Origin of the sequence: Streptomyces sp. ST2-7A, from assembly GCF_021390475.1 — a bacterium.
Taxonomy (GTDB): domain Bacteria; phylum Actinomycetota; class Actinomycetes; order Streptomycetales; family Streptomycetaceae; genus Streptomyces.
Genome location: NZ_JAJUWS010000042.1, coordinates 18,242 through 41,168 on the forward strand (window position 1 = coordinate 18,242; position 22,927 = coordinate 41,168).

At 71.4% G+C, this 22,927-nt stretch carries 6 protein-coding genes; all 6 read left to right on the plus strand.

The features are described from left to right. Positions 1–23: 23 nt before the first annotated feature. Genes LZF96_RS21390 through LZF96_RS21415 form a run of 6 tightly spaced genes read left to right on the plus strand, consistent with a single transcriptional unit; the run spans position 24 to position 22,803 of the window. Positions 24–6,311 carry a non-ribosomal peptide synthetase gene (locus LZF96_RS21390; RefSeq protein ID WP_233875494.1) on the plus strand — a complete coding sequence of 2,096 codons (6,288 nt, stop codon included), beginning with the start codon at positions 24–26 and terminating at the stop codon, positions 6,309–6,311. 8 nt (positions 6,312–6,319) lie between these two features. Then, positions 6,320–10,201 carry a condensation domain-containing protein gene (locus LZF96_RS21395; protein ID WP_233875496.1) on the plus strand — a complete coding sequence of 1,294 codons (3,882 nt, stop codon included), beginning with the start codon at positions 6,320–6,322 and terminating at the stop codon, positions 10,199–10,201. A gap of 20 nt (positions 10,202–10,221) precedes the next feature. Then, positions 10,222–11,571 (plus strand): serine hydroxymethyltransferase, encoded by a 1,350-nt coding sequence (gene glyA, locus LZF96_RS21400; protein WP_233875498.1) that lies wholly within the window; start codon positions 10,222–10,224, stop codon positions 11,569–11,571. 14 nt (positions 11,572–11,585) lie between these two features. Further along, positions 11,586–15,542, plus strand: coding sequence for a non-ribosomal peptide synthetase (locus LZF96_RS21405; protein WP_233875501.1), 3,957 nt, complete (start codon positions 11,586–11,588; stop codon positions 15,540–15,542). After that, a complete protein-coding gene (locus tag LZF96_RS21410; RefSeq protein WP_233875503.1) occupies positions 15,539–16,426 on the plus strand; it encodes a homoserine O-succinyltransferase in 888 nt (295 codons plus the stop codon). The genes LZF96_RS21405 and LZF96_RS21410 overlap by 4 nt, the downstream gene beginning before the upstream one ends. Positions 16,427–16,458: 32 nt before the next feature. Beyond that, positions 16,459–22,803: an SDR family NAD(P)-dependent oxidoreductase gene (locus LZF96_RS21415; protein ID WP_233875506.1), complete on the plus strand. Its 6,345-nt coding sequence runs from the start codon at positions 16,459–16,461 to the stop codon at positions 22,801–22,803. Positions 22,804–22,927: the final 124 nt, after the last annotated feature.

Sequence of the window (22,927 nt, forward strand, 5' to 3'; positions counted from 1 at the left end):
GCCGGCCCCGAGGACGCCCAGCGATGAAGCCCGATATGAACGACTTCTTCCCCACTTCCAGTGCTCAGCAGCGGTTGTGGTTCCTGCAACAGCGTCACCCCGACAGCCGCGCCTACACCGTCACCGAGGCGGTGTGGCTCCGCGGCCGGATCGATGTCGACACTCTGGAACGCGCGGTCGCCGCGGTGGTCGGGCGTCACGACCAACTGCGTGCCGTCTTCGAGTACGGGGGTGACGACCTGACGCAACGTGTCCTCCCCCGCGAGGAGCAGCCGTTCCGGCTGGCCCGGGCCGTGACCTCACGCGAGAACCTGCCCCGATGGTTCGCGGAGGAGACCGCCGTCCCCTTCGATCTCGTCCGAGGACCGGTGTATCGGACCACGCTGCTGGAACTCGGTGAAGAGGAATGGGTGCTGGCGTTCTGCGTCCATCACATCGTCACCGACGGATGGTCCGCGGAGCTGTTCTTCGCCGACCTGAGCTCCGCCTACTGTCGGCTCGTCGACGGCGACGCCCCCTTTCCCGGGGAGGTTCTTCGGGATGTCCCCGGGAGCGCCCCGGGAAGTTACCGGGAGGCCGTCGTCGAGGAGCGGCGCAGGATGGGGTCTCCCGGGTTCGTCGATCGGGTCGAGGCGGCGGCGGGGACGGTGGCCGGCGCGTCGTTCGCGCTCGACCTGCCCGTCAACGCCACCGCGGCGACCGAGCCGGCCCCCGCCGCGACCCACCGGGTGCGGCTCCCCGACACGCTGGTTCGTCGTGTCGAGGAGCGGGCCACCGAGTACGGGATGACCCCGTTCATGCTGTACGCGGCCGCGTACACGGCGCTGCTCTCCCGGTGGACCGGTCGGGATGAGGTGGTGTTCGGGCTGCCGGCGGCCGGCCGGGAGGACACCGCCACGCACACCACGTACGGCTTGTTCGTCAACACCCTGCCGCTGCGGGCCCGGGTGGCCGCGGGCGACACGTGGAACACACTCCTCGGTCGGGTCCGCGACGCGGCGCTGGAGGCGTACGCCCACGCCGACGTACCTCTGGATCGACTGATCGCCCACCGGGGCGGAACACCACTCCAGGCGCTGCTCGTGGTCCAGCCCGACGAGATGCCGCTGCCCCGGATCCCCGGGGTGGAGGCGGCACGGTGGCTGGTCGACCACCACCACACCAAGTTCGACCTACTGCTCCAGATCGACCGCGGACAGGTGCTCGCCCCGGATGTCGCGGAGCCCGGGCACCGCACCCTCGTCACCCTGGAGTTCCGGGCCGACAGCCTCGCCCCGGAGCCGACCGCGCGCATGCTGGCGCACTGGCGGCACATCCTGGAGACGATGGTCGCCGTCCCGGACGCGCGCGTCGCCGATCTGGAGCCGGACACCCCGGTCGACCGTGAGTTGCGGGAGTCCGCCTGTCGGCTGTCGGAGGCGCCCGTCCCCCTCGACCCCATCGCCGCCTTCGAGCGGGGCGTGGCCGAGCATCCGAAGGCGCCGGCCGTGTGGATCGGTGGGGAGGCACTCGACTACGCCGGACTCGCCTCCCGGGTCGGTGCGATCCAGGCCGCTCTCGAGGTGGCCGGGGTGGGCCCCGGCGACTTCGTCGGGGTGTGTCTTCGCCGCACCCCGGACCTGGTGGCCGCGCTGATGGCCGTCTTCCGCCGCGGTGCCGCCTACGTGCCGCTCGACTCGGGTCACCCGCGGGAACGGCTCCGTTTCGTCGTTCGGGACGCCCGGTGCCGCGTGGTTCTCGTCGAGCCCGCCACCCGGGACGCCCCGCCCCCCGACACCGGACCGTTCCTGGACGTCACTTCGGCACCCGCCGTTCCGGCGCTTCCCGGGGCCGTGCCGGTCGAGGACGAGCACATCGCCTACCTCATCCACACCTCCGGTTCGACCGGTCGCCCCAAGGGCGTGGCGATCCCGCATCGCGCCTTGCGCTCCTTCCTCGGCTGGGCCCGGAACCACTTCGCCCCGGGGGATCTCTCCGTGGTCCTCGCCGGCACCTCGGTCGGTTTCGACCTGTCGGTCTTCGAGATCTTCCTGCCGCTTTCCGTGGGCGGGGCATTGCGCCTCGTCGAGAACGCGCTCCAGCTCACCGAGCAGCCCGGTAGGGAACCCACGCTGATCAACACCGTGCCCTCCGCCATGACGGAACTCCTGCGCGCCGGAGCGCTGCCGGAGGGGGTCCGGGTGGTGAACCTCGCCGGGGAACCGCTGCCGCGCACCCTGGTGGACACTCTGCACGAACAGTCCGACTCCCTCAGGGTGTTCAACCTGTACGGCCCCTCGGAGGACACCACGTACTCCACGTGGCACGAGGTGCCCCGGGGCGGCGTGGAGGAGCCTCTCATCGGGGTGCCGATCGCGGGCACCAACGCCTACGTGCTCGACGACCGCCTGACCCCCGTCCCGGCCGGGGCCGACGGTGAGCTGTTCCTCGGCGGCTCGGGGGTCGCCCGGGGCTACCTGGACCGCCCCGGGCTGACGGCGGAGCGCTTCCTGCCCGACCCCTTCTGCGGTGCCCCCGGAGCACGGATGTACCGCACCGGTGACCGGGTGCGGCTCACCGAGAGCGGTGAACTGTCGTATCGGGGCCGCTACGACCACCAGGTCAAGCTGCGCGGCTTCCGCATCGAGACGGGGGAGATCGAGAGTCGCGCCCGGGCCCTGGGCGGAGTGACGCAGGCGCTGGTCGTCCTGCGCGAGGTCGCGGACACCCCTCATCTGGTCTGCTACTGGACGGGCGGCGCCGAGCCCGACGCGGTACGGACCGCGCTGGCCGACGAGTTGCCCGCGTACATGGTCCCCCGGTACTGGGTGCGGCTGGACGCCTTTCCGCTGAACGCCAACGGCAAGATCGACCGTGCCGCGTTGCCCGCTCCCGTCCGGGACACCGGCGACGCCACCGAACCCGCCACGCCTTCCGAGCGGGAGGTGGCCGCGGTGATGGCGGAGCTGACCCGCAGCGGTCCGCTGGGGCCGGACGCCGACTTCTTCGCCTTGGGCGGACACTCCCTCCTGGCGATGCGGCTGATGACCGCGATCCGGGACCGTCTCGGCGTGGAGATCACGTTGAGCGACGTCTTCCGCCACCGCACCGTCGGTGCCCTGGCGGCGAGGATCGACCTGCTGTTCACCCGGGAGGTGACGCTGCCGCCCCTGCGCCCCCGGGACGGTGACGATTCCGCCCCGCTCGCGTTCGCCCAGGAGCGCATGTGGTTGGTCGAACAACTGCGTCCGGGCAGTCCGATGCTGAACATCGGAGTGGCGGTGCGGATCCGGGGGGACCTCGACCGGAGCGCGCTGGAGCGCTCGCTCCGGACACTGACCGACCGGCACGAGGCGCTGCGGTTGCGGATCGATCGGGGTGCGAACGGGGAGCTGCGCCAGCGGGCCGTGGCGCCCCGCCAGGCCCTGTTGCGGGATCTGACCGCCCGGAACGAGGAGGCCACCGGACAGCTGCTCCGCGAGGCCCTGGCCGACCCGTTCGACCTGGCCACCGAGGATCCGGCGCGCTGGCTGCTGGTCGAGGAGCCGGCGGGGCCCGACTCCCCGCCCCGTCACGTCCTGGCCCTGGTCATCCATCACGTGGTCGCCGACGCGTGGTCGATCCGGTTGTTGATGGACGAGTTGTTCGCGGATTACGCCACCGTGACCGCCGGGGGCTCCCCCTCCTCGGCCCGCCGGCTCTCCGCGCTCGACCACGCCACCTGGCAGCGCCGCCATCTGGATCGTCCGGCCGTCACCCGGCGGGATCTGGCCCACTGGCGGGAGCGGCTGACCGATCTCCCGGAGCGGCTTCGACTCGCCTTCGACCACCCCCCGGCACAGGCCGTGTCGTACCGGGGCGCGCGGGTGACCCGACGGCTGTCCGGAGAGGCGGTGGAAACGCTGCTCGGGATCGGCCGGGAGTCGGGCGCAACCGCCTTCATGACGGTCCTGGCCCTCTACCAGGGGCTGATGTCGCGTCTGACGGGACAGGACGACATCGTCGTGGGCACGCCGATAGCCAACCGGGACCAGGCGGGCACCGAGGGGCTGGTCGGCTGCCTGCTCAACACCCTGGCGATCCGCACGGACCACAGTGGTGTCCCGTCCTTCCGCGAGGCGGTGGAACAGACCCGACGGACCTGTCTGGACGCGTTCGCCCATCAGCAGACCCCGTTCGAGCTGGTGGTCTCGGCCCTGGGCACGGAGCGGACCGTCGAGCACACCCCGGTGTTCCAGACGATGTTCGTGCTCGACGGCACCGCGGTGGGGGCGCCTAGCGTGTCGGGCCTCGATTGCACCGAGTTCGCCGTACCGCCCGTGGCCACGCAGTACGACATCACGCTCATGGTGGGCCGGGACGCGGAGGGTTGGCACGCCTCCTGGGACTACCGCGCCGATCTGTTCGAGGCGGGCACCGTCGCCGGCTACGCCGACTGCTTCGAGACGCTGCTGGAGCAGGCCGGCCGCCACCCCGACCGGCCGCTGAGGAGGTTGCCGCTGTGCACGCCCGCTCGGGAGCGGACGGCGCTGGAACGGAGCCGTCCCGCGGCCGCCCCGGCCCCGGCCACCCTTACCACCCTCTTCGCCGAGAGGGTCGCGGCCGACCCCGACGCGCCCGCCCTCCACGACGACGAGGGGGTCCTCACCTACCGGGAACTGGACTTGGCCTCGGAGCGCCTGGGGGCGCGCATCGCCGCCCGGGGGGTTCGCCCCGACGACCGGGTGGTGGTCGTCCTGCCCCGCTCCCGGGCCTCCGTGATCACACTGCTCGCGGTCGCCAAGGGCGGTGCGGCCTTCCTGTGCCTCGATCCCGCCCTGCCCACCGAGCGCATGAGGTGGATCGCCCGGGACGCCGGCGTGCGCCTGCAGGTCACCGATGCCGCGTTCGCCGATCGACTGCCCCCGGACCTCGTACCCGCCGTAAGGATGGACACGGAACCGTCCGCCCCCGTCGCGCCGCTTCCGGAGCGGAACCCCGCGACCCCGGATCACCTGGCGTACGTGATCTACACATCGGGGTCCACCGGGAAGCCGAAGGGCGTGGCGCTCACCCACGGTGGTCTGGCGCAGCTGCGGGATCTCCACCGCGACCGGCTCGAGGCGGGCCCGGGGGCCCGGGTTCTCCAGTACGCCCCGTACTCCTTCGACGCCTCTGTGTGGGAGTGCGTCATGGGCCTGCTGACCGGCGCCTGCCTCCACCTGACGCATCCGGACCGCCTGTTGCCGGGGGCGCCGCTGGAGGCGACGCTCGCGGAGCGGGGGATCACCCACCTGACGATGCCCCCGTCGAACCTGGCGATGCTGCGGACCCTGCCGGATTCCCTGAGGCACCTGGTCCTCGCGGGCGAGGCGTGCCCGGCGGAGTTGATCCGCAGATGGGGCGACCGGGTCCACCTGTGGAACGCGTACGGTCCCAGTGAGGCCACGGTGTGCGGCACCATCCAGGACTGCTCCGGTCTGCCGGCCCGCCGTGCGCCGAGCATCGGCACGGCGTTCCCCGGCGCAGAGGCATACGTCCTGGACGAGGCGCTCAACGTGGTGCCGCCGAGCGTGCCCGGTGAGTTGTACCTGGGCGGAGGGGGGCTGGCCCGCGGATACCTGAACCGTCCGGAACTCACCGCCGAACGGTTCCTGCCGCACCCGCACACCACGACCCCGGGTGAACGGCTCTACCGCACCGGGGACCTGGCCCGGCTCACCGCCACCGGTGAGATCGAGTTCCTGGGACGGGCGGACGACCAGATCAAACTCCGGGGCATCCGGGTGGAGCCGGGTGAGATCGAGCGCGCGCTGGCCGGGCTCGACCCGCGGATCGCGGACACGGCGGTCCTGGTGGCGGGCAGCGGTGGGGACCAGCACCTGCTCGGGTTCGTGGCGGGGCCCGCGGATCTCGATCTCCCCGTCCTGCGCGACGGCCTGCTCTCCGCACTGCCCGCCTACATGGTGCCCGCCCGGCTGGAGAGGCTCGACTCCTTCCCGCTCACCGGCAACGGCAAGCTCGACCGCGGTGCCCTGGCCCGGATCGGGGAGGAGAGGCGACAACGGGTGCGGAGCGGCGCGCCGCCCCGCGGACCGCTGGAACAGGAGATCGCCGCGATGTGGCGGGAAGTGCTGCCGGACGCGGAGATCGGGCGCGAGGACAGTTTCTTCGCGATCGGCGGTACCTCGTTGACCCTGACCCGGCTCCACGAGCGCATCGACTCCCGTCACCCCGGCGCCATCAAACTCGTCGACCTGTTCCGGCTGAACACCGTCTCCGCGATCGCCGGCGCCCTGAAAGAGAGCGGTGCCGTGGCGTCGGTAGCCGCCGATCTCAGTTTCCGACTGTGAGGCCCTTCATGGATCGTGTCCCCTTCCGTCCCGTCGCCATCGTGGGTATCGCCGCACTGCTTCCGGGCAGCGGTGACGATCCGGAGCGGTTCGCCGAACTGCTGGAGCACCGCGCCGATCTGGTGGGTCCCGTGCCGGACGACCGGAGGCGCGATGCCGGGCTCGGCCCGGACGCCGCTTTGGCGGAAGCCGCCCTCCTGGACCGCATCGACACCTTCGACCACACCTTCTTCGGGCTGTCGCTGCGCGAGGCCCGGCAGATGGACCCCCAACAACGGCTCCTGCTGGAGTTGACGTGCCGGGCGATGTGGGACGCCGGCTACCCGCTGTCGACGTTTCGGGGAAGCCGTACGACGGTGGTGGTGGGAGCCGGCCGCGATACGTACGCGGAGTTGCCCGGTCCGGACGCGGCCCCCCTGGTGACCGGGTCGCTGCCGTCCGCGCAGGCGGGCCGGGTGGCGCACCTGCTGGATCTGCGCGGTCCCGCGCTGACGATCGACACCGCGTGCTCCTCTTCGCTCGCCGCGGTGCACGAGGCATGCCGAAAGCTCTCCACGGGCGAGGCCGACTGGGCTGTGACCGGTGGTGTGCGCCTGCTGAGCAACCCGCCCGGGGTCGCCGACCCGGGCGGGGAGAGCATCGTGTCGCCCGGTGGCCGTTCCCGGAGCTTCGACGCCGCCGCCGACGGCACCGGGCTGGGGGAGGGAGGGGTGGTCTTCCTGCTGAAGCCGTTGGACCTTGCCGAGCGGGACGGCGACCCGATCCGTGCGGTGGTCCTCGGCGGGGCCGTCAACCACGACGGGGGGCGCAGCAACGGGTTCGCCGCGCCCAGCGCGGAGGCGCAGGAGGAAATGCTCCTGGAGGCATGGCGCACGGCGGGTGTGCACCCCAACTCCCTGGGCCTGATCGAGGCACACGGCACCGGCACCCGGCTCGGCGATCCCATCGAATTCGAGGCCCTGTCCGCGGCCTTCCGCCGACGCACCGAGCGGACGGGCTTCTGCGTGCTCGGCTCCGTCAAGTCGAACATCGGCCACCTCGACTCGGCAGCCGGTGCCGCGGGCCTGCTCAAAACCGTGAAGACTCTCGAACACGGCCGGCGCTACGCCTCCGCCCACTTCACCGAGCCCAACCCCCTGCTGGAAACCGACCGTTCCGCGCTGCGCCTGTCCACTCGCACCGAGCCGTGGGAGACCTCCGGGCCGCGCCGCGCCGGGGTGAGTGCCTTCGGGCTGACCGGTACCAATGTGCACCTGGTGCTGGAGCAGGCTCCACCGGGGCGGCGGGAGACCCCCATCGGTGTCCCGCGGCGGGTGCTCATCCCCCTGTCGGCCCGCAGCGAGGGCGCCCTGCGACGCCACGCGGCCCGATTGGCCGCGCACCTGCGGGCCCACCCCGAGCCGGCGGTGATGGCGGATCTCGCGTTCGTCCAGGCCACGGGACGCGACCACGAGCGCCGGCGGGCCACGGTGTGCGCGGCGACCGCGGAGGAGGCCGCCACCCGATTGGAAGAGTTGGCGGCGGGTGACACGGAGATCGCCCGGGTGCCGGATGCCACGGTGCTGATCATGCTGCTGCCCGACGAGGGGGGGATCGATCCCGGGACGGTGGGTGCCTGGACCGGGGCCTTCCCGTCCCTGGCCGAGTGGCGCGACGAACAGCGGGTGGTGCTCGACGGCCTGCCCGCCCGGGACCGGGAGGCCGCGGAGTCGCTGATCGACCGTCACACCATCGTGCGGGCGTTGTTCGAGGCCGGGCTCTCCGACCGCGTCGTCATCGGACACGGCAGCGGCAACCCGCTCGTCGACGTGCTGCGCGGTGAGACCGACCCGGTGACCGCGGCTCGTGGCCTCACCCCGCCGGGGACGGCGGGGGACCCCGACGCGCACCGCACCGAGACCGTGTTCGCGACCATCGCCGCCGAGGGCGACCCGGTGTTCATCACGCCCTGGCCCGGACGACTGGCCGAGTTGGCCGGGGAACTGGCACCGCGCCACCGGGGGGTGCTGATCGATGCCGCGCACGTGCCGGGGCGGGACCCGCGTGATCTCCTGCTCGACATCCTGGGGGCGGCCTACGAGGCGGGTGTGGAGGTGGACTGGGAACGCTGCGTGCGTTTCTCGGGCGGGTACGGACGACGGGCCCCGATGCCGACCTCCCTGTTCGAACCGATCCGCTGTTGGGCGGAGCCCGGGCCCCGCGAAACGGTCGGGGCGCGAGGAGGAGCACCGGCGGGGGAGGCACCGGCGGAGTCCTCCCATCTGAGCGAGGACGACGGCACCGAGGCCGAGCGAAAGCTGGCGGCGGTCTGGTGCGCCCTCCTGGGGAGCGAGACCGTCAGCCGTGACGACGACTTCTTCGACCTCGGCGGCGACTCCCTGATGCAGGTGCAGCTCGGCAACGCGGTGGAACGGAAATTCGGCTTCGACCTGCCGTTCGACGTGGTGTACGAGCATCCGATCCTGCGGGACCTGGCCGCGTATCTGCTCGAGCACTCCGTCCCGGGGCGGGCGGAGGAGGAGATCCCGGCGGCGCGGGGGCCGGTCCACGACCCGGAGCGCGACCACGCGCCCGTCACGCACTCCCAGCGCCGCATGTGGCTGCTCCAACAGTTGGCTCCGACCTCCGGTGCGTACAACGTGGCCACCGTGTTCCACCCGGACGGCCCGGTGGACGCGGATGTGCTTCGGCGGGCCCTGGACGGCCTGGTGGCCCGACACGACATCCTGCGGACCCGGCTGGTGCTGGAGGACGGCGAGTTGCTCCAGCGGGTGACGGCGAGCGGTGCGTGGAACCTCGACGTGATCGAACGGGAGATGACCGAACAGGAGGCCGAGGAGTTTCTGCGGGATCACGCGGGTCGTCCGTTCGACCTCGCCGAGCCCGGCGCGGCACGAGCCCTGCTCCTGGTCGACCCCGCCGATCCCGCGCACCACCGGCTGCAATTGGTCCTGCACCACGCGATCTGCGACGAGTGGTCGATGAATCTGCTGGTGAAGGAGCTCGCCCGGGACTACGACACCCTGCTGCGCGGCAGTTCCCCGCCCCGGCGGGGCGGGGAACTGCAGTTCGCCGACTGGGCCGCCTGGGAGCACGGCCTGGACGAGACGCCCGCGCGGGCCGAGGCCGCGCGCCACTGGCGGGGCGCGCTGGCCGGCGCGCCCACCGAACTGGACCTGCCCACCGATTTCCCGCACGGCACGCAACAGGATGACGCGGGGGCCTGGTTGCCCGTGCGTCTCGAGGCGGACACGGTGTCCCGGATGCGGGAGGAGGCCCGGGCGCGGGGGGGCACCCTCTTCACCTGGCTGATGACGGGGTACGCGGCATGGCTCGCCCGGCTCACGCAGTCCGAGGACTTCCTGGTGGGGGTGCCCGTGGCCGGTCGTCACCGGGCGGAGACGGAGTCCCTTCTCGGGTGTTTCGTCAACACCCTGCCGGTGCGGATCAACGCCGGGGGGGACCCCACCTTCGCCGAACTGTTCGCACGGGTGCGCGACACCCTGGCGGGAGCCTTCACCCACCAACGGCACCCCTTCGACCTCATGGTCGAGGAATCGGGCGTGGCACGTGACGCGGCCCGACCGCCTCTCGTGCAGACGGTGCTCTCGCTGCAAGCCGGCGGGGAAACGGGCGACGGCGCGGGACCGCGGCTCGGTGACACGGCGCTGCGTCCCCTGGACGCGGAGGGCACGGTTGCCTGGTTCGACGTGTCGGCGGTCCTGTGGGAGGCCGACGGCGGTCTGTCCGGAATCCTCGCCTACCGCACCGCACTGTTCGAAGAGGCGACGATCAAGGGCTTTCGGCAGGACTGGCTGGCCCTGACCGAAGCCGGTCTGACCCACCCGCACGCATCCGTTCACACCCTGCTCGACAACGACGCATGGTGACGGGATCCGAGGAGACAGGCATGCACGAGAGTCATATCGGACGCAACCTGGAACAGGGCATCGCGACGCTCCGACGTGAGGACCCGGAACTGTTCGACCTGCTGGAACAGGAGCACCTGAGACAGGGGGAGACGCTGTCCCTGGTCGCGTCGAGCGGCGGCACCGACGCCTCGGTGATGGCGGTCGTCGGTTCGAGCATCGTCAACGTCACGGCCGAGGGCTACCCGGGCAGGCGCTACCACGCGGGGTGCCACTACGTGGATCGGGCCGAGGAGTTGGCGATCGCCAGGGCGAAGAAGGTCTTCGGGGCCCGGTACGTCAACGTCCAGCCGCACTGCGCGAGCTTCGCCAACCACACCGTTATGCAGGCGGTGTTGAAGCCCGGCGACACGATTCTCGGAATGGCCCTGGACCAGGGCGGTCACCTGACCCATGGTTCACCCGTGAATCTCAGCGGCAGGCTGTTCGACGTGCACGCGTACGGGCTCGACGAGAAGGGCCTGATCGACTACGGGGAACTGCGCGCGCTGGCCCTGGAACACCGCCCCCGCCTGATCGTCTGCGGCACGACCTCCTACACCCGGGTCATCGACTTCGAACGCATCCGGGCCGTCGCGGACGAGGTCGGGGCGTACGTCCTCGCCGACGTCACCCACATCGCCGGGCTGATCGCCGCCGGTCTGCACCCGAGCCCCATCGACGCCGCCCACTTCACCACCACGTGCACGTTCAAACAACTGTACGGCCCGCGGGGTGGCCTGATCATGATGGGACGGGACGCCGACCGGCTCGGTGACGACGACTCCCGCACCCTGTCGCAGCGCATACGGAGCGCGGTGTTCCCCATGATGCAGGGCTCCCCCGAGGTTCACACCATCGCGGCCAAGGCCCGTGCCATGGACCGGTTGCTGCAACCCGGGTTCGGGGAACTGGCCCAACGCATCCGCGACAACGCCGACGCCCTGGCCGCGTCCCTGGCGCGACGGGGATACGACGTGATCGGTGGTGGCACCGACAACCACATCGTGTTGTTCCGCGTGCCACCGCACCTCAACGGCGTGGTCGCCGAACGTGCCCTCGAGTCCTGCCACATCCTCGTCAACAAGAACAAGATCCCCGGTGACACACGCGGCGCGACCGTGGCCAGCGGGGTACGCCTGGGCAGCAACACCGTCGCCCTGCGGCACATGGGCCCCGAGCAGATGGAACGCTGCGTCGAACTCATCGACACCGTGCTCACCCACGTACGGACTCTCCCGGAGGGTGACGCACAGGTGCCCGACGATGTGCGCGCGCAGGTCGTCGCCGCCATTCGCGACCTGTGCCGGGACTTCCCGCTGCCGTATGCCACGGCCACCGAGACTCTCTAGGGACATCAGGACACATGGCGAAGAACGTCGAGGCGGTCTATCCGCTCTCCCCCCTTCAACAGGGCCTGCTCTTTCACACCCTGAGCCGGCCCGGGGAACCCACCTACTTCGAACAGATCCACTGCCGCATCAAGGGACGGTTGGACCGGTCGGCCTTCGAGGAGGCGTGGAACCGGTCCGTGGCCCGGCACCCCGTCCTGCGGACCGCGTTCGCCTGGCAGCGGTTGAAAGAGCCGCTGCAGGTCGTGGGCCGGAACGTCCGGGTCCCCGTGGACTGGGCGGACTGGCGTGACCGGTCTGATCCCGACACCGACTGGCAGCGACTGCTCCTCGAGGACCGCCGGCGCGGATTCGACATGGCGAAAGCACCGCTGATGCGGCTGACGGCCCGCCGGACCGATGACGAGACCCACTACTTCGTGTGGAGCCACCACCACATCCTGCTGGACGGGTGGAGCTTCGGCCTGGTCCTGCACGAGGTCCTGGAGTGCTACGCGTCGATGGTCGGGACGGGGCGGCCACCGACACTCGAGCCCGTCCGACCGTTCGGCGACTTCATCCGCCACCTGGGCGAGCGCGATACCGAGACCGACGAGACGTTCTGGCGGGACTACCTGCGCGGGTTCGACGCGCCGACCCGGCTGGCCGTCGATCGCGGCCAGGGCGTGCACGAGGGCGGCAGCGGTACCGAGGTCACCCTGTCGGTGACCCTCGACCGGGAGACGAGCGCCACCGTGCGGGACCAATGTGCCCGGCTGGGCGTCTCCCTCGGCACGCTCGCCCACGCGGCGTGGGCCCGGCTGCTGGGCTCCTACAGCGGCGAGAACGAGGTGCTGTTCGGTTCCACCACGGCGGGACGCCCGCCGGAACTGCGGGGCGTGGAGCAGATGGTCGGTCTGTTCATCAACGCCGTTCCGCTGCGGGTGCGCATCGACCCGAGGAAGCGGGTCGGCGAATGGCTGGAGGAGATCCAGCGGGACCTGTTCCGGCTCCAGGCCCACCAGTTCACCGGTCTCGCCCGGGTCCAGGAACTGTCCGAGGTGGAACGCGGCAAGCCGCTGTTCGAGACGCTGCTCAGCTTCCAGAACTACCCCTTGGACGACGGCCACACCGCCGACCGGGGCGGCATCCGGCTGACCGACTACGGATGGAGCGGCCCGACCAACTATCCCGTCGCCGTCCGTGCCTTCCCCGGTGACGAGATCATGCTCGTGCTCACCCACTACCGTCACCGCCTTGACGACGACACCGCCCGCACGATGCTGGACCAGTTGCGGACGCTGGTGGAACGCCTCGGCAGCGAACCCGACCGGTTCCTGTGGGAGATCGGGACGGTGGCGGGCGAGCACGCCGATCGTGTGCTGCGGCGGTGGAACGACACCGGTGCCGACTTCGACCTGGATCGAACCCTCCACGGGTTGGCGGAGCGGCAGGCCGCGCTGCGACCGGACGCGCCGGCGGTCGTCGCCGGGGACGGTCGACTCACCTACGCCGAATTGGACGCCCGGGCCAACCAGCTCGCCCGGCATCTGGTGGACCTCGGTATCCGCCCCGGGGACAGGGTGGGCCTGTGCACCGAGAAGTCCACGGCCACCGTCGTCGGCATCCTCGGTGTCATGAAGGCGGGCGCGGCCTACGTCCCTCTGGACCCCGCCTACCCCGCCGAGCGGATCGCGTACATGGTGGAGGACGCCGGTCTGCGAGTGCTGTTGACCGGCGGCGGGATCGAGTTGGACGTTCCCCCCGGCCTCCCGTCGCTCTCCCTGGACGGTGACGGGGACGCCATCTCCCGGCAACCCTCCACGCCGCTCGACCTGAAGGTGTCGCCGGACGATTTCGCCTACGTCATCTACACCTCCGGCTCCTCGGGCCGGCCCAAGGGGGTGATGCTCGACCACCGCGGGCGGATCAACAACGTCGAGGACTACTGCCGCCGCTTCGACATGAGCCCGGGGGACCGCACCCTGTGCGTGTCCTCGCTCAGCTTCGACATCTCCGTGTGCGACCTGTTCTGCAGCCTCAACGCGGGGGGCGTGCTCGTGTTCCCGGACGCCCCCCGGGCCAAGGATCCGGATCACTGGCTGGACCTGATCGACCGGGAGGGCATCACCCTCTGGCACTCGGCCCCCGCCCTGATGGACGCGCTGCTGGACGTCGCCGAGGAGCGCGGCCACCGTCCCGGGATCCTGCGTCTCGCCGTCCTCGACGGCGACTGGATCCCGCTGTCCCAGCCCGACCGGGTACGCGCCTCCTTCCCGGCCGTGCAGGTGGTCAGCGCGGGCGGCGCGACCGAACTGTCGGTGGATTCCGTCACGTACCCCATCGGCGCGGTCGATCCGGCATGGCGGAGCATCCCCTATGGCAGGCCGATGGCGAACCAGACCGCCTACATCGTCGACGAGCGGATGGAGCCGGCGCCCGTCGGCGTCCCCGGGGAGCTCTGCCTGGGAGGGGTCGGCCTGGCGGCGGGGTACCTGGACCGGCCGGAGTTGACGGCGGAGAAGTTCGTTCCCCATCCGTGGCCCGACCGGCCCGGGGACCGGCTCTACCGTACCGGCGATCTGGCCCGATTCGGTCCGGACGGGACGATCGAACTGCTCGGCCGCATCGACTTCCAGGTGAAGATCCGCGGAGTCCGGATCGAACCGGGGGAAACCGAGGCCGTGCTGCGCGAGCACCCCGGGGTGGACACCTGTCTGGTGGCCGCGCCGCCCGACGACGCCGGGGATCGCCGCCTGGTCGCCTACGTCGTGCCGGTGGGGGAGGGGGAGGGGGAGGGGGAGGACATCCTCCACGCCGAACTGCGGGCATGGCTCCGCCGTCGGGTTCCCGACCACCTCGTCCCCGAGGCGTTCGTCCGACTCGAGGCGCTGCCGTTGACGGCCAACGGCAAGGTCGATCGACGGCGTCTGCCGGTTCCCCGCTTCACCGCCGCCGCGGTGCGCGCGGAACCGCGAACCGGGATGGAAAAGGCGCTCGCCGAGCACTGGGCCGGTGTCCTGGGCATCGACCCCTCTGCCGTGGACGTGGAGACGAGCTTCTTCGAGATGGGGGGCAACTCCCTGAAGGCGCTGCGGGCCTGTCGCGTGCCCGGCCACACCATCCCGATCACCGCGCTCTACCAGTACCGCAGCGTGCGCGCCCTGGCCGAGCACCTCGGTCAGGGCGGTCGGAACACCGACGTCCTGGTACGGCTCGGCGGCGCCGAGCCGGCGCCGACGGCGCCCGCCGTGATCTGTGTGCCGTACGGAGGTGGCCACGCGGGGGTCTACCAGCCGCTGGCCGAGGCACTGGCGGACCGGCTCACGGTGTACGCGGTGCGGCTCCCCGGCCACGAACACGACGACACGAGCGAGGCGCCGCAGCCGGTCGAGGTGATCGCCCGGGCCGTGGCGGAGGCCGCCCGTGGCATGAAGGACCGTCCGCTGCTGGTGTACGGACACTGCGGGGGCGTGGCGCTGGCCACCGAGATCACCCGATTGATGGAGGAAGAAGGGCTCGACGTACGACACCTCTTCGTGGCCGCGTCGTACCCCCCCTCGGCGAGTGACGGTCTCCTGGACGACCCGTTCACCCAACGGACCAATCGCGAGCTGGCACGTTCCTTCGCCGAGCTGGGCGGCTTCAACGACCTGAGCGACGAGGAGGCGGAGGTGATCGGCCGGTTGCTGCGGCACGACGGCACCGAGGCGAGGCGCTACTTCCGCCAAGCCCTGGAGCGCGTCGCCGAGGGGTCGGGTCAAACGCTGCGCACCCCTTTGACCTGTCTGATCGGTGACGATGACCCCTTGACCGAGGGCTACGCCGAGGACTGGCGCAGCTGGGGTCTGTTCGCCTCCCGGCACGAACTGGTCGTGCTCCCGGGCGACCACTACTTCGTCCGGGCACACCCGGACAAGGTCGCCGACCACCTGCTCACAGTCCTTTCCCCCGTCCCGATGCCGGAGACGCACACCGAGGTGCCCCAGTGAACGCCACACCGAACGCCCCGACCACCAGCGACCCGACGCCCCGGAACGGTTACCGTCTCGCGGTCATCAACCTGATGCCGCAGGCGGAGATCTACCTCGACTACATGGCGCAGGTCCTCCCGCCCGGTACGGACGTGCGGTGGATCAGGGTCCGCAACCACCCCTACCGCAGCAGCAACCACGAGATCCTGGCGGCCACCCACCGTCACTACGACGAAACCGATCTCGATGGCTGCGACGCCCTGTTGCTCACCGGCGCGGCGATGGACCTCAACCCGGACCTCACCGCGGCGACGTACTGGGAGGAGATCGTCGAGACCCTCCGGGACGCGGACGGCAGGGTGGGCTCCATAGCCGGCGTCTGCTGGGGGGCCCAGGTGGTGGGGAAGGTCTTCTACGGGATCGAGAAGCAGCACTTCCCGGCCAAGATCTCCGGCGTCATCGAGATGACCAACATCGCCCCGGAACACCCGCTGATGCGCGGCCTCGACGATCGCTACTGGCTGCCCCAGAGCCGGTACGCGCAGATGGAGCCCACGGCTTTCGCGAAGGCCGTCGCCGACGGCGTGTTGGTGCCGCTCGACTGGTCCGAGGAGTCCGGCCACACCACGGTGGTCTCCGCCGACGGCGCCCACCTGATGCTGCAGGGGCACCAGGACTACCCCACCGAGCGTCTGGCCGAGGAGTACCACAGCGCGTTGCGGAAGGGACAGTCACCGCCCGTTCCGCTCAACTACGACCCCGAACGCCCGGTGAACCGATGGCGTGCCAACAACCGGACCTTCTTCGCCGCGTGGCTGGAAAGCGCCGCCGAGCGCAAGCGGACGCACGGACTTTCCGCCGGACCGACCACCGCCCCCTCCATCATCCCGTCGCAGCTGTGACCCCGGTCCGCGATCCGAGGAGTGTGCCCCCCGTGCCGTCCCATCCCTTCGAACACGCCACCGATGGCGCCGCACTCGCCGGAGAGGTGCTCGCGGCGCTGCGGGCCCGCGGTCACGCCGACGCGACCGATACGCACAGCGGTGTCGCCCTGGCCGACCGGATCGAACGACTCGGTGAGTCCCTCGGGGAACAGGCGGCCCAGTGCGGGGAACCGGTCCGCGTCGTTGCCGCCGACCCCCTGGAGACGGTGCTCGGCTGCCTCGCGGTATGGCTCTCCGGGGCGGTGCCGGGGGTGGGAGCGGGTGCCGGGGACGGACCCCCGCGGCTCGTGCTGGACGTCGCCCGGGACACGGCACGGTCGGTGAACGGCGAGCGGACCGAGGTGGACGCCGCCCTGCTGGTCTCGGAGGATCTGGTCGGGTGCGTCGCGCACCCCCGGGAGACCCTGGGTCGCCTTCGACTGCCCGTGGACACCCCCGGAACGGTTGTGGTGCTGGCCGACTGGCGCGTCGACGCGTGGCTCCCGCTGGTGCTGGAGGCCTGGGTGACCGGGGTGGAACGGCTGTCGCTGCGCACCGGGGGACCGGTGACACCGGACGGGGAGGCCCTCCTGGCGTGCCCGACGACCCGGCTCGTCGCGGACCCCGCCCTCGCGGCGGAGAGCGCGTTCACCACCCGGGTGACCTGGGGAGCGGGTACCGGCGGAGTTCTCCCGGCGGGTTGCTCCCTCCTGCACGGATTCGGCGATCATTTCGTGCTGGCGGTCACCCGCGTGCGGATGCCGGATGGTGCCCGGACCCTGCGCGGTGAGGTGCCCGGTCGGCACCGGGTGTGCAACGCGGCGGGCCGTCCGCTGCCGACCAACGCCCACGGCCTGCTCGCCCTGGCCGGACGTGTCCCCGTCATCGGGGACACGGTGGCCGAGGTGCTCGGAGCGATGCGGGCGGAGCCGGGGGAGCGGGTGTGGCTCACCGACCACCGGGCCCGTCGGCGCAACGACCACACGATCGAGTTCGACCTGCGCGAACTGGACGCGCTCCGGATCGCCGGACGACGGCTGTCCCCGACCGCCGTCACCCGCGTGCTCGCCGAGGCCGGTCTTCCGGGTGCCGCGCTCGTGACCCGCGACGCCGACACCGACCGGGCCCGTGCGGTGCTGTGCACCGTGGGCGACGCCCCCGACCGGGAGACCCTGGCCCGGCTCTCCGAGGCCCTGCCCCCGTGGGTGGCCCCGTTGAGCGGGTGCCGGGTCCCGACGCTGCCGCGTGACGCGGAGGGTCGGGTGGACACGGCCCGGTTGGCTGCCGAGGCGCCCCCGGACGACCTGTTGCTGGAATCGACCGAGCGGGCGCTGACCGGAGGCGACGGCGGACCGGTGCGGCTGCGCACCGTGCCCGTGCCGACGCGGGGGGCCGAGCTCGCGTTGCCCGACGGGTTCGCGGCGGGCGGTGGGCGGTATCCGGCGACCCGACCGGCCGAAGCGAGTGGCCCCCCTCTCACCCCGGTGATCGACAACCTCGTGGACCGGCTGCGGAGGGCCGCGGCGACCGACCGGGGTATCCCGCTCATCGACGGCGAGGGTCGCGAGCGCCGGCTGACCTACGCCGAACTGCTCACCGACGCCTCCCGGGTGGCCGCCCATCTGCGCTCCCGGGGCCTCGGACACGGGGACGAGGTGATCATCCACTCGGCGGCGGCGGGTGACATTTTCGCTGGCGTATGGGCGTGCATCCTGATCGGTGTCCTGCCCGTTCCCCTGACCCCGGGCACCCCCTACGACGCCGCGGGCAACCCGCTGTGGCACCTGCTCGGTCCGGACACCATGTTGACCGGGCGCACAGTCCTGACCACGGAGGCGCAGCGGGAGGTCATGAGGGAGGTCATGACCCGGCGCGGACTGACCGCCGAGTCGACGACCTTCGAGGAGGCGCGTTCCCACGAGCCGCTCCCCGCCGAGGAGGTCGCACCCCGCTCTCCCGCCCTCATGATCCTCACCTCCGGCAGCACGGGCGCGCCCAAGGGTGTCGCGCTGTCCCACGACAACCTGGTGTCGTTGGCGGAATCGATCCGACACGAGTTCGACCTGAACGACGAGGTGTCCTTCAACTGGTTGGGCGTCGACCACGTGGGCGGCTTGGTCCAGCACCACATGCGCGACCTGTGTCTGGCCCAGGAGCAGGTACACGCGGACACGGGCTGGGTGTTGGCCGACCCCACCCGGATCCTCGATCTGCTCGACCGGTACCGGGTGACCATCAGCTGGATGGCCAACTTCGGGTTCAACCTCATCAACGAGCAGGCCGAGAGGATCGCCGAGGGGGAGTGGGACCTCGGTCGGGTCAAGGTGTGGGAGAACGGAGGTGAACCGGTCACCCACGAGGGCAACCAGCGGTTCCTCGCCCTGCTCGCCCCCCACGGACTGGTCGCCGATGTCATCAAACCCGTGTTCGGCATGACGGAGACCAGCTCCGCCATCATCGGCGCGCACAATTTGGTGGCCGGCCGGCAGGACTACGTGCACTGGCTGAGCGACACCACGCCGGACAGGCCGGTGCAGCGGGCCCTGCCCGGCGAGGGCAGTCCGTTCGCCGAGGTCGGTACCCCCATGGCCGGCATCTCACTGCGGGTGGTGGACTCCGAGGGCCGGGTGTGCCCCGAGGGCATGAGCGGCCGCATCGAGGTCAGCGGTCCGCAGGTCATGAAGGGCTACTACCGCAACCCCGGGGCCGACGCCGAGACCTTCGCCCCCGACGGCTGGCTTCGCATGGGTGACTGCGGGTTCATGGTGAACGGCAGTCTCGTGGTCACCGGCCGCGAGAAGGACGTCCTCATCATCAACGGTCTCAACTACGCCGCACGGGCGTTGGAGAACACGGTCGAGGCCGTGCCGGGTGTACGACAGGGTTGCTGCGCGGCCGTCTCGGTCCGTCGCCCCGACGCCGTCACCGACGATCTGGTCGTCTTCTACAGCTCGACCGTCACGGGCGCGGCCGACGCCACCGCCATCGAGACGGCTCTGGTCTCCGAGCACAGCCTGCGTCCGGTGGCTCTCGTGGAGATCGGCCCGGACGACTGGCCACGCACCGCCATCGGCAAGATTCGCCGCCCGGTGCTCGCCCGGGGCTTCGGGGAGGGGGAGTTCGCCGACCGGATCACCCTGCGCCGCGACAGCGCGCTGGGCAACCGCACGGGAATGCCCGCCTGGCACTTCGTCCCCGAATGGCGGCGAGCCGAGGCACCCGAGGTGCCTCCCGCACACCGCGTTCTGTGGCTCGGTGACCGGCCCCCCTCCGGCGTGCCCCTGTCGGCTTCGCCCGGGGCCCCGTTCGAGGGCTTCGACGCGGAGGGCGGGGCCCGCTTCCGGGCTGACCGCGAGGAGGAACTGCGAGCGCTGCTGGACGCGGCGGCCCGGCGTCTCGGTGGCCTGGAGGCGGTGGTCGATGCCCGCTGGAACACCCCGCCCGCCGATGACGGGGTCGACACGGCGGCACACGCCCTGCGCGAGGCCCGCACCACCTGGGGGACGTTGTTCCGGGCTGCGGCCCGGATGCCCGGGGCACCCGCCGTGGTGCTGGCCACCCGGGCCGCCGTGGCCGTCGACGGCGATGAGCCGAGCGTGGCCCACGCCGCGTTGCCGGGAGTCGCCGAGAGTCTGGCCCAGTCACACCCCCGGCTGGACATCGTTCTCGTCGACGGCGCCCCGGGGACGGCACTGCTCACCGAGTGCGCCCTACGGGGCGGGGGTCAGGTCGCCCATCGGGAGGGCGTTCGGTGGGTGCGGGGGTTGCGACCGCTCGACGGTGCCATCATTCCGCACGTGCCGCGCCGGATACTGCGCGAACACGGCACGTACCTGGTCATTGGCGGCCTGGGCGGGATCGGTGCCCACCTGACCCAACATCTGGTGCGGCTTTTCGGCGCCCGGGTGCTGGTGGCCGGACGCGGCCCGGCCGAGCCCGGGACCGCCCGCGGTGAGGTGCTGGCCCATCTTTCCGACCAAACAGGCGCCGGGAGCGAGGTCCGGTACGTCCGACTGGACGCCGGCGACGCGGGCGCCCTGCGCACGACGATCGACGCCGTCGAACACGACTGGGGCGCTTTGGACGGGGTGTTCAACCTGGTCGGCGAGGGATCGGTGACCGAGCAGTTGGAGGCGATCACCACCTCCGACACGGCAGTCGAGGAGCGTCTGTTCGCCCGTGCGCAAGTCCGTATGCGGGTGACCCACGCCCTGGAGGAGGCACTGGCCGAGCGGGACGCGCCCGTGGTGCTCTTCGGTTCCGTCAACGGCTTCTTCGGCGGAGCGGGTTTCGCCGAGTACGCCGGAGCGTGCTCCTACCAGTCCGCGCACGGCCTGTGGACCGCCCGGCGGAGCGGACGCACCCGGATCTGCCTGGACTGGAGCATGTGGAAGCAGGTGGGGATGGCCTCCGGCACCCCTTCCACCGTCGTGGAACTGGCACGGCGACGCGGTTTCGAAAGCCTGACACCTGCCCGGGGGCTGGCTTCGTTGCACACGGCCCTGGAGTCCGCCGAGGACCGGCTGCTGATCGGCTTGAGCGTGTCGGGCGACGCGGTGGTCGGGTTGTTGCCGTTCGACTCGGTCGGTTACGACGTGGAGGCCGAGGGTGTGGACGACACGACGCGGGTCGCGTCGATGCTGGGCGTGGACCGCGCCCGTGTGTGCCGTACGCACACCACCCCCTCCGGCACCGGATCGACGGCGGGCGTCACGGCGGGACACACCGAGGCGCTGCTGGGTGTCTTCCGCGACGTGCTGGGCACGCCCGGGGTCGGTGCGGAGGACAACTTCTTCGCGGCGGGTGGGGACTCCATCCGGGCCATCCAGGTGGTGGCCCGCGCGGACGAGCACGGTTTCCGGTTCAGCCCTCTGGACCTGTTCGAGCACAAGACCGCCGCGGCCCTGCTCGCCCACCTCGCCGGCCGGGACGAACTGGCCGATGCGGTCCCGCGGGAGGATGACGGGGAGCCCGTCATCCGGAGCGCGGTGCCGCCGATCTTCGCCTGGTGGCTCGAGACGGCCGACCGGCGGGAAGTGCGTGATCACCTCACGATGAGCATGCGCTACCGCGTCGACGGCGGACTGACGCCCGACGCGGTGGAAGCGGCGCTGATCGCGCTGGTCGAGCGCCACGACGCTCTGCGCATGAGGCTGATCGAGGCTCCGGAGGGCTGGCAGTTGGTGGCCGGGGAGTCCGTCGCGGACAGCCTGCGTTTCGAGACGCGTGAGGTGGCGACGGGTCGGGAAGCGGTCACGGAACTCGACGGGATCGAGCCCGCCCTGCATCACGGGGTCAGCGCGGAGGAGGGGCCCATGTGCCGGGCGGTGCTCGCGCGTCCCGCCGACGCCTCCCCCTCCATGCTGCTCCTGGTGATCCACCACGCGGCCGTCGACGGGGTTTCGTGGCGGATCATCGAAGAGGAGCTCCGACTGCTTCTGGAGGCACGGGCGCATGGGGTGGAGGCGGAACTGCCACCCACCACCATGGGTTTCCTGAAGTGGGCGCACCGGATGGAACGTCGGTCGCTCCACCCGGACGGCGGGGCGGCGGCCGACCATTGGGCGGAGCTACTGGCGGGCGGCTGGGGAGCCCTGCCGGGGGAAACGAAGGAACCGCTGCTGGAAGGCGACACCGAGATCCTCACGCGGAAACTCCAGGCGCACCTGTTCGACCGTCCGGGGGAGAACAGTGTGTACGAACTTCTCCTCACCGCGGTCGCCTGGAGCCTCACCCGGTGGGCGGGGATCGAGACCCTGGCCCTCGATGTCGAGGGGCACGGCCGGCTGGACACCCGCTCGCCGGCGGACCTGTCGCGCACGGTGGGCTGGTTCACCGCCATCGCCCCCGTCCGTCTCGACCTGAGCGGTCTCCCCTCCCCGGGGCGGGCGATTCCCCGGGTGCGGCGGGCGCTCACCGGGTTGCGGGGCCGGGACCAGGAATGGGGTCTGTTGCGGTACGGGAGGACGTGTCCGCCGAACCATCCGCTGCGTCACCTGCCGGAACGCCGGGTGGGCTTCAACTACCTCGGTGTCTTCGACGGCGGAGGACACGGCCCCGACCAACTGTTCGCCGCCCTCCCGGGGTCACTCGGCGCCGAACAGAGCCCCGAGGCGGAGCGCCGGTACCTGATCGAGATCGCGGCCGCGATCACCGATGGCGAGCCGGAACTGTCGGTGAAGTTCTCACCGACCGTTCATACCGTCGAAGAGGTGGGACAGTGGCTGGATCGGTGCGAGACGGTGTTGCGCGACCTCCTGACCGAAGAAGGGGAGGAACCGAAGGCGGCCGACGTCGATGACGACGAGTTGCTCTTGGCGCTGCAGGAGGTCAGCCTGGGTTCCGGGGAGGACTGAATCCATCGGTGGGACCGTCGCCCGGGAGTGGCGGTCCCACCGGTATACGCGCGGCCTTACGGTCGTTTGGGTTCAACGGGTGAGTCGTGTCCGGCCTTTGGTCGGCCACGGAGCCGACCACCCC